A 248-nucleotide genomic window follows, 5' to 3' on the forward strand; every position below is an offset into this window, starting at 1 on the left:
CTTGCCGACCCATCACTCGTAAAGTTATACCACTTGCCGTTGATCTGCGCTTCTTTGCCGGCGTACATCTCACCGCTCCATGTGTTGAAGTAGTAGATCTTACCATTGATCGTCTGCAAGCCATACTGCATCTGACCCTGCGCGTTATAATAGACCGTCTTGCCGCTTGCTAGTTTCGTAAAGCCGATGCTTGCCGATCCATCACTCGTAAAGTTGTACCACTTGCCGTTGATCTGCGCTTCTTTGCC

At 50.0% G+C, this 248-nt stretch carries 1 pseudogene; it reads right to left on the reverse strand.

The features are described 5' to 3' along the window. A pseudogene (locus tag QOS03_RS09355) lies at positions 1-248 on the reverse strand (N-acetylmuramoyl-L-alanine amidase); the annotation flags it as partial.

Origin of the sequence: Limosilactobacillus pulli (assembly GCF_947381555.1) — a bacterium.
GTDB lineage: Bacteria > Bacillota > Bacilli > Lactobacillales > Lactobacillaceae > Limosilactobacillus > Limosilactobacillus pulli.